General features: G+C 43.6%; 6 protein-coding genes. 2 read left to right on the top strand and 4 right to left on the bottom strand.

What is annotated here, in order from left to right; genetic code table 11:
- The 3 genes from ABYU67_RS11545 to ABYU67_RS11535 all read right to left on the bottom strand — a co-directional run.
- A partial coding sequence (locus tag ABYU67_RS11545) for an ESPR-type extended signal peptide-containing protein (RefSeq protein WP_372845338.1) occupies nt 1-767 on the bottom strand: 767 nt, incomplete at its 3' end.
- A gap of 310 nt (nt 768-1,077) precedes the next feature.
- On the bottom strand, nt 1,078-2,769 hold the full coding sequence (locus tag ABYU67_RS11540) for a sensor histidine kinase (RefSeq protein ID WP_372845336.1): 1,692 nt from the start codon (nt 2,767-2,769) through the stop codon (nt 1,078-1,080).
- The gene (locus ABYU67_RS11535) at nt 2,769-3,461 is read right to left on the bottom strand and encodes a response regulator transcription factor (RefSeq protein WP_372845334.1); all 693 of its coding nucleotides are present in this window, start codon (nt 3,459-3,461) and stop codon (nt 2,769-2,771) included. Before ABYU67_RS11535 ends, ABYU67_RS11540 begins: the two co-directional genes overlap by 1 nt.
- Before the next feature lie 289 nt (nt 3,462-3,750).
- On the opposite strand from ABYU67_RS11535, the gene ABYU67_RS11530 reads away from it, so the two are divergent.
- Together ABYU67_RS11530 and ggt are read left to right on the top strand one after the other, a co-directional pair.
- On the top strand, nt 3,751-4,272 hold the full coding sequence (locus ABYU67_RS11530) for a Spy/CpxP family protein refolding chaperone (RefSeq protein ID WP_372845332.1): 522 nt from the start codon (nt 3,751-3,753) through the stop codon (nt 4,270-4,272).
- 309 nt (nt 4,273-4,581) lie between these two features.
- On the top strand, nt 4,582-6,519 hold the full coding sequence (gene ggt, locus ABYU67_RS11525; RefSeq protein ID WP_372845330.1) for a gamma-glutamyltransferase: 1,938 nt from the start codon (nt 4,582-4,584) through the stop codon (nt 6,517-6,519).
- Between the two features lie 10 nt (nt 6,520-6,529).
- On the opposite strand, the gene ABYU67_RS11520 is transcribed toward ggt, so the two are convergent.
- On the bottom strand, nt 6,530-7,151 hold a 622-nt coding region (locus ABYU67_RS11520), incomplete at its 5' end, for a helix-turn-helix domain-containing protein (RefSeq protein WP_372845328.1).

Here is a 7,151-nt window from a genome sequence, read left to right as displayed (position 1 = left end):
TCATCGTTGGTGCCACCTGTTGAGTTGACACTGTAGTACTTGGTTTTACCCGCGGCGACTGCGCTCTTAACATCGCCGATGTTGGCTGCATTGGTGGTGATGGCGCCACCACTGGCCACATTGGTGATTTGATTGCCGCCATTGTTCAGCCCTGTGCCGCTTAATTTCACGCTGCTGCCGCCAAGGAAGCTTACGCCACTTGTGTTCATCACCGTGTTACCTGTGGTGACGCTAGTAAGACCGGTTAAGTCTTTGGCCAGTTTGACGGTTAGGGTGTCACCATTCGCGACAACACCAATATTTGGATTGTTAGATAATTCGCTTGCAACATTGACACCACCTAAAACATTGAGTGTTTCACCTTCTGTAAGTGGAATAACGGGTCCAATATCACCTTCAAAATTTAGAATGATTGGATCGCTTGGTTTAGGGGTTTTTTTCTTATGACTATTATTACCATCCACATGGGCATGCACACCATGACTACCATGACTGTGACTATATGTTCCATCATGATGATTTGAATTACCACTCGTTGGGTTAGGGTTTATAGCATTCGCTTGCATACAAAAACCAGCCGCTATTAACCCCAGCCCTATAGCCGTGAGTTTAAAAGCACTGGTAGAGGAAAGATTGTCTGTTGTATTGATGGTAGCGTTTGCACTCACGCTAGATTTAGAGGATTTGCCACGTGCCTTTGCGTATTCACCCACTGCGGTGAAACAATTTAAGGCTTCATTCCATATTACCTTATAGATGCGGTTCATAATGTGTACTCCCTTACAGATTCGTCTGATTTAAAAACCGAAGTTAAAATCCATTTGTAGAGAGTTGATGTAACAAAAGAAAACCGTTATGAGGCAATAGGATTAGAAGTTAGGGTTAAAAAATTACTTAGATGAATAACTGTGGCATAAAGTGTCTTGTTTTGTAAAATCATTATTACTCTCTGTATATTATTATTAACGAATATAGATAGAGTCTCAATGCCGTTCGTCGGTCATTTACTACCGTTCATCTGATATATTCATATTATTGAATATATCAGATGAAATACGTTCTTATTTGAGATGGTTTTTATCTGACAGCCAATGTTACTTTTATCACCAGTCCCAATATGCCATCTTGACGATTATGGACCGTGATCTGACCGCGATGTGCCGTCACTACGGCATGGACGATTGCCAGCCCCAATCCATAACCGCCCGTTTTACGGTGGCGTGCTGTATCAAGCCTAACAAAAGGCTGAAAAATACGCTCTAGATCCTGTTCTGCAACCCCGCCGCCCTCATCAGTGATACTTATTTCAATAGCTGCTTTTTTATTATTTATCTGCACTGCTTGTATCTCAGCCATCACTGCCGAATCAAAAGCAGTATGCATAAAGGCATTACGGATAATGTTTTCGAGGGCACTATGCAGCTGCTCTTGATTGCCCATTACTGTGCAAGAATCTGGCAATAAAGACGGATTTGCATGCCATTGCCAATATATATTTTTATGCTGAAACTCAAAGCAGACATCTTGACCAATCTCATTGATAATTTCACAAATATTGACGGCTTCGTTCTCTAAATCATCGTTAGTGTATTGCTGCGTCTGTAGCGATTGAATATGGATGATTTGTTCAATCAGCGCATTCATTCGCGCTGATTCTTTATCAATCCGGTCAAGATAGCGACTGGCGTTGGGCGCAAAATCTCGTGTCAACTCAGTAGCTACATCAAGACGGGCAAGCGGCGAGCGCAGCTCATGAGAGATATCACTTAACATCTGCTTACGCGCAAGCTCACTATCAGCAAGTCGTGTCGATAGTAAAGCCACATCTTTTGCCAACAAGCCCAGTTCATCAGAACCCAAACCTGACAGCTTAGGATTGGCCTCGTAATTGCCACCTATCATGCTATGCACAGTATCCTGCACCTGACCAATACGCCAAGTTAACGTACGGCTGAGCCAAAAGCAGACCAGAACGCTAAAAAATACAATCAATAGCAGACGCAGCATAAAATTGCCACGCTGTAGCTCTAAGACATCTTTAAATAAGAGGTGCGGACGCAGCTGTATAATAACGCTGGCATCATTTGGCATAGTCACCGTTATCTCGGCCAACTCAGGTCGGCTATCAATATCAGCAATGGCTTTATGCGATGGTATGGGTTTTAATATATCATCGAGGCTAAAAGGTTTATCATTTGGGCGCCCGCGCTTGTCGTTCTCGTTATCAAGGGAATACATCCTATAAAAATTCTTATCAATACGCTCTTTATCACTAAGTTCACTGTAATCAGAGGCTTTATGGTCAATGCTGCTACTCATAGAATTTTGCACATGAAGCGCAGCAGATGACTGCTCATTCGCTGTTTGCAAGTCTACTGCCTGTATATCTGCCCCATCATGGGCTTGACGGCGCTTGCCACGATTTTCTCTAAACCTATATCTTGGAAATACAATAGCGCCCTGCTCATCATATATCCTGATTTGGCTCATAAGCCTTCGATCTTCGTTATAAATCTGCTTTACAATAGATAAGTCGCCCGCTTCCAAAGATTTAACGAGTCGCTCACGCTGAATCAGCAACTTATCAATTTGAGCATCCATACGGGTAGCCAGCTCTCGCTCATTAAGCCAGCGCTCAACCGTGATAGATAAGACAGAGGTCATTAAAATTATGGCTAGCAAACTCAAAAACAGTCGCCAAAATAGCGGCATAGAGGTGCTCAGCTTCGATTTTTTTATCGTTAAAGAACTGTTGGTGGTGTCTGTCATTAGAGTACCAACTGATAGCCTTTACCACGAATCGCTTTGATTGGCTCATCATGAAAAGGCTGAAGTTTTTTACGTAGGCGTGAGACATGGACATCAAGGCTACGGTCAAAGGGCTGTAATTCTCGCTGCAAAACATGCTGTGATAGCCACGATTTACTGACCACCTCGCCTTTTTGTCGTAATAAAGCCAGCAATAAATCAAACTCTGTGCCGGTCAATTGCAGCTCGATGCCATCTATCTGACAAAGCCTTTGCTGCTGGTCAAGATACAAGCGACTGCTCGGTAGCGGCAAGTGCTCAGCAAAACTGACCGCACTATTGGTGCGCTTAATCACTGCATTGATACGTGCTAGCAGCTCACGTGGATTACAAGGCTTGGTAATATAATCATCAGCGCCAAGCTCCAACCCTATGATACGGTCAATCTCCTCCCCTTTTGCGGTAAGCATAATAACGGGGATATCACTGATAGCTGGCAGCTGACGTAGCACACTGAGCCCGTCTATTTTTGGCATCATAATATCAAGTACCAACAAATCATAAGGCGAATTATCCTGCATCGTCATTTTTAGGCGCTCTATGACCGCTTCGCCATCATGCACGCAGTCACAATGAACACCATGATTGTGCAGATACTCTTGTAATAATTGAGTCAGCTCTTCGTCATCGTCACCCAATAAAATATTTGACATCGTTATCACCTTATTCTTATGCCTCTCAATCCGGTTATGGGTCATATTATCAGGCAAGTGCTACCTACGTGCTATAAACGTTACCTTTCTTAATATTTCATAAATGTTCGTAACCTCTAGCTGTCGTATGATAGCGGTTATCAAAAACAAGTAAATGTTCATTAATCATGTCGAGTACTGGTGCTTAATAATGATTCATAGTAATGATGCATAGTGACTATCCGGGACACTCAATCAAAACTAGGCTTATTAAATAAATATTCGCTCTTATAAAATTAAGGAAACTTTTATGCAAACGATGCAGATGAAAAAACTATTGCTAGGCTCAGTACTGGCCATGTCTAGTGTACTAACCGTAACTGCCTGTAGCAGTGTCAATGCTTCTACTGAGGCCACGCCAACCACGAGCAAGATGCAGCATAAAGGCATGAAAGATGGCTTGAGAGGTCCGATGGCACAGCTAGATTTAACAGCGACGCAGCAGGCACAAATCAAAGCCATCATGCAACAAAAGAGTGGTGATCGTAAAAATGACCGTTCAAAACATCAAGCAGAGCACGCGCAAATGCAGCAGCAGATACAAGCGTTGGTGAATGCTAATACCTTGGATAATGCTGCCCTCAATCGTCTTGCTGATCAGCAAGCAGCTAAAACCAAGCAGCGTTTTATCGAGCGCATTCAAACCCAGCGTGCCATTTCGCAAGTGCTCACAGCTGAGCAGCGGGCAAAAATGGCGCAGTTAAAATCAGAAAGAACAACCAAAGGTCATCATGGGTCGAAAAATCATAAAATGCATGACCGAGCACAGTAAGATGCAAGTTCTGTAAACTATAAGACATATAATTAAAAAACATCGTCAGATAAAGTACGACCATTTAAAAAGCGCAGTGATTAATCACTGCGCTTTTTTTGTCTATTTTTAATACTTAAAATCTTCAAGGCTCAATCATTTCAAAGCTCAGTCACTTTATAGCCAATTTATCTATTTGAAAACAAAAAATCTTAAAGCCCTTTCTACTACTGGCAATATTCGTTACTATTTAACCTTAGCAGTCAAGCTTATTGGCTAACTCTATATTTTTAGCCCCACTTTCTTCACTCTCGTAAAAAGGACTTTGCGATGTCAGTTCCGTTTTCTAATACTTATCAGACCCAAGCGCCCACTCATAAAACCTTAAAATCTGCCGCACTGATTATTAGCAGCACGCTACTATTTTCTGTATCTGCTCAGGCGGCAGATACTAGCACCTCTGTAGCGACAAAGACCATCAACCCAACATCGATTAATACCAGTGCGATTAATCTAGCGATTATGGCGGCAAATCCTACTGTAATATCTGAGACGCAGCGCGTAACACGAGCGAAAACCAATACGCTCACGCCTAAGACAACCCAAGCCAAAACAGATCAAGCCATCTATTCTGTCGATGCTATCCACCACCCTGTTTGGGCAAAAAACGGCATGGTTGCCTCCCAAGAAGCATTGGCTTCTGATATCGGCTTAAAGATTTTAAAAGATGGCGGAAATGCTGTTGATGCTGCTGTAGCAGTAGGTTTCGCACTAGCGGTGACGTTACCGCGTGCGGGCAATATCGGTGGCGGTGGATTTATGATGGTATATGATGCCAAGCAAGGTAAAACCGTAGCGCTTGATTATCGTGAAAAAGCCCCTAGTAGCGCCTCGCGCGATATGTATCTTGATAAAGATGGCAATGCCGTTAGTGATTTATCTCGTTACCATGGCTTAGCCGTTGGCGTGCCGGGTACGGTCGCAGGCTTACTCAAAGCCTTAGAAGATCATGGCACCATGAGCCGCGGGCAAGTCATGGCGCCAGCGATTGCACTGGCTGAAAACGGTATTGAAGTCACTGCTGGACTATCAGAGTCACTAGAAGCATTAAGTGACCGTCTACAAAAATGGCCAAGCACCAAAAAGATATTTTTTAAAGCCGATGGTAGCGCTTATCAGCCGGGTGAGCGCTTAAAACAACCGGAGCTTGCTCATTCGCTTAAACTGATTGCGGCAAAAGGCACTGATGGTTTTTATAAAGGGGAGACGGCGCGTAAACTGGTTAAAGCGGTCAATGAAGCAGGCGGTAAGATGAGCTTGCAGGACTTAGCCAATTATCAAGCTATTGCCCGTACGCCTGTTAAAGGCGATTATCGTGGTTATGAGATCGTCTCCATGCCACCACCGTCTTCTGGTGGTATTCATATTGTTCAGATTTTAAATATCTTAGAAGGTTATCCGCTAAAAGACTATGGTCAAAACAGCGCGCAAACCATTCATTTAATGGCTGAGGCGATGCAGCTTGCTTATGCCGATCGTTCTGAGTATTTGGGTGATTCAGATTTTATCGATGTACCTGCCAGCGGTTTAACTGCCCAGCCTTATGCTGATAAGCTGCGCGAGTTAATCAACCCAAATAAAGCCACGCCAGCAGCAACCATTAAAGCCAATAACCCTTTACCGTACGAGAGTGATCAAACCACGCATTTTTCTATCGTTGATAAAGACGGCAATGCAGTGGCAAATACTTATACGCTGAATTTCTCTTATGGCACTGGTCTTGTCGCCGATGGCACGGGGATACTGCTCAATAACGAGATGGACGATTTTTCTGCCAAACCTGGTGTACCCAATGGTTATGGCTTAATCGGCGGTGATGCCAATGCGGTCGAGGCCAATAAACGTCCGTTATCTTCTATGAGTCCGACACTGGTATTTAAAGACAGTAAGCCTTATATCGTCACAGGTAGTCCGGGTGGTAGCCGCATCATTACTACGGTTACGCAAGTCATCTCAAACGTTATCGACCATGATATGAATATCGCTGAAGCCACACATGCTCCGCGTATTCATGACCAATGGCTACCTGATGAGATTCGTATCGAAAAGGCACTTAATGTGGATACCATTAAAAAGCTCGAGTCTATGGGACATAAGGTCAGCCAGCAGTCAGCCATGGGCTCAACGCAGTCGATTATGATTACCCCAAATGGCGTATATGGATCTTCAGACCCACGTATTGTCGATGCGGCGGTCGTTGGTTACTGATTTAATTTTCTTATGATAAATGCGTTTGGCGAAATTGGCTGGGCGACAAGCCCGTAAATTGTTTGAACTGGCGGCTAAAGGCGCTATGATCACTATAGCCGCAGTTCAATGATATTTGAGTGACTGACATCTCAGGCATGGCTAATAGCTTAACCGCATATTCTAGTCTCAGCTTTTGCACAAACTGTAAGGGCGACATATTTAGCACCGCTTTAAAGGTGCGCTCCAACTGCGATAAGCTCAAATGTGCCAGCTCCGCCAATTCTGCTATATTGATTTTCTGATCAAGATTGCCACGTACAAACTGTGCTACTTCCGCCAAGCGCGCGTGCTTACGTAAAATGCGTTCGTTATCTTCATCAATATCGACGGATATCCCAACCATTGCGACCACTTGTTGACTGCTATTATAGATAGGCAGTTTATTGGTAATACACCAACCTAACTGACCAGATGCATAACTGTGCAGCTCTAAATTATCAACGATTGACTTCCCATCTCGCAACACTTTCATATCCTGCAAGATATAATCCTTACTCTGCTGATGAGAAAATACCTGCTCAGTGGTAAATCCCACAATGTCACTATGCTGACTTAACTTACAACGCTTTAATAATGTTTTGTTTGCCAGC

Origin of the sequence: Psychrobacter sp. (assembly GCF_041554015.1) — a bacterium.
Lineage (GTDB): Bacteria > Pseudomonadota > Gammaproteobacteria > Pseudomonadales > Moraxellaceae > Psychrobacter.
This window is presented reverse-complemented; position numbering and strand designations above follow the sequence as displayed.

Bases quoted from the DNA above. Each gene is read 5' to 3' on its own strand.
- ABYU67_RS11540 (WP_372845336.1), bottom strand. From the start codon at position 2,769: ATGACAGACACCACCAACAGTTCTTTAACGATAAAAAAATCGAAGCTG.
- ABYU67_RS11535 (WP_372845334.1), bottom strand. From the start codon at position 3,461: ATGTCAAATATTTTATTGGGTGACGATGACGAAGAGCTGACTCAATTA.
- ABYU67_RS11530 (WP_372845332.1), top strand. From the start codon at position 3,751: ATGCAAACGATGCAGATGAAAAAACTATTGCTAGGCTCAGTACTGGCC.
- ggt (WP_372845330.1), top strand. From the start codon at position 4,582: ATGTCAGTTCCGTTTTCTAATACTTATCAGACCCAAGCGCCCACTCAT.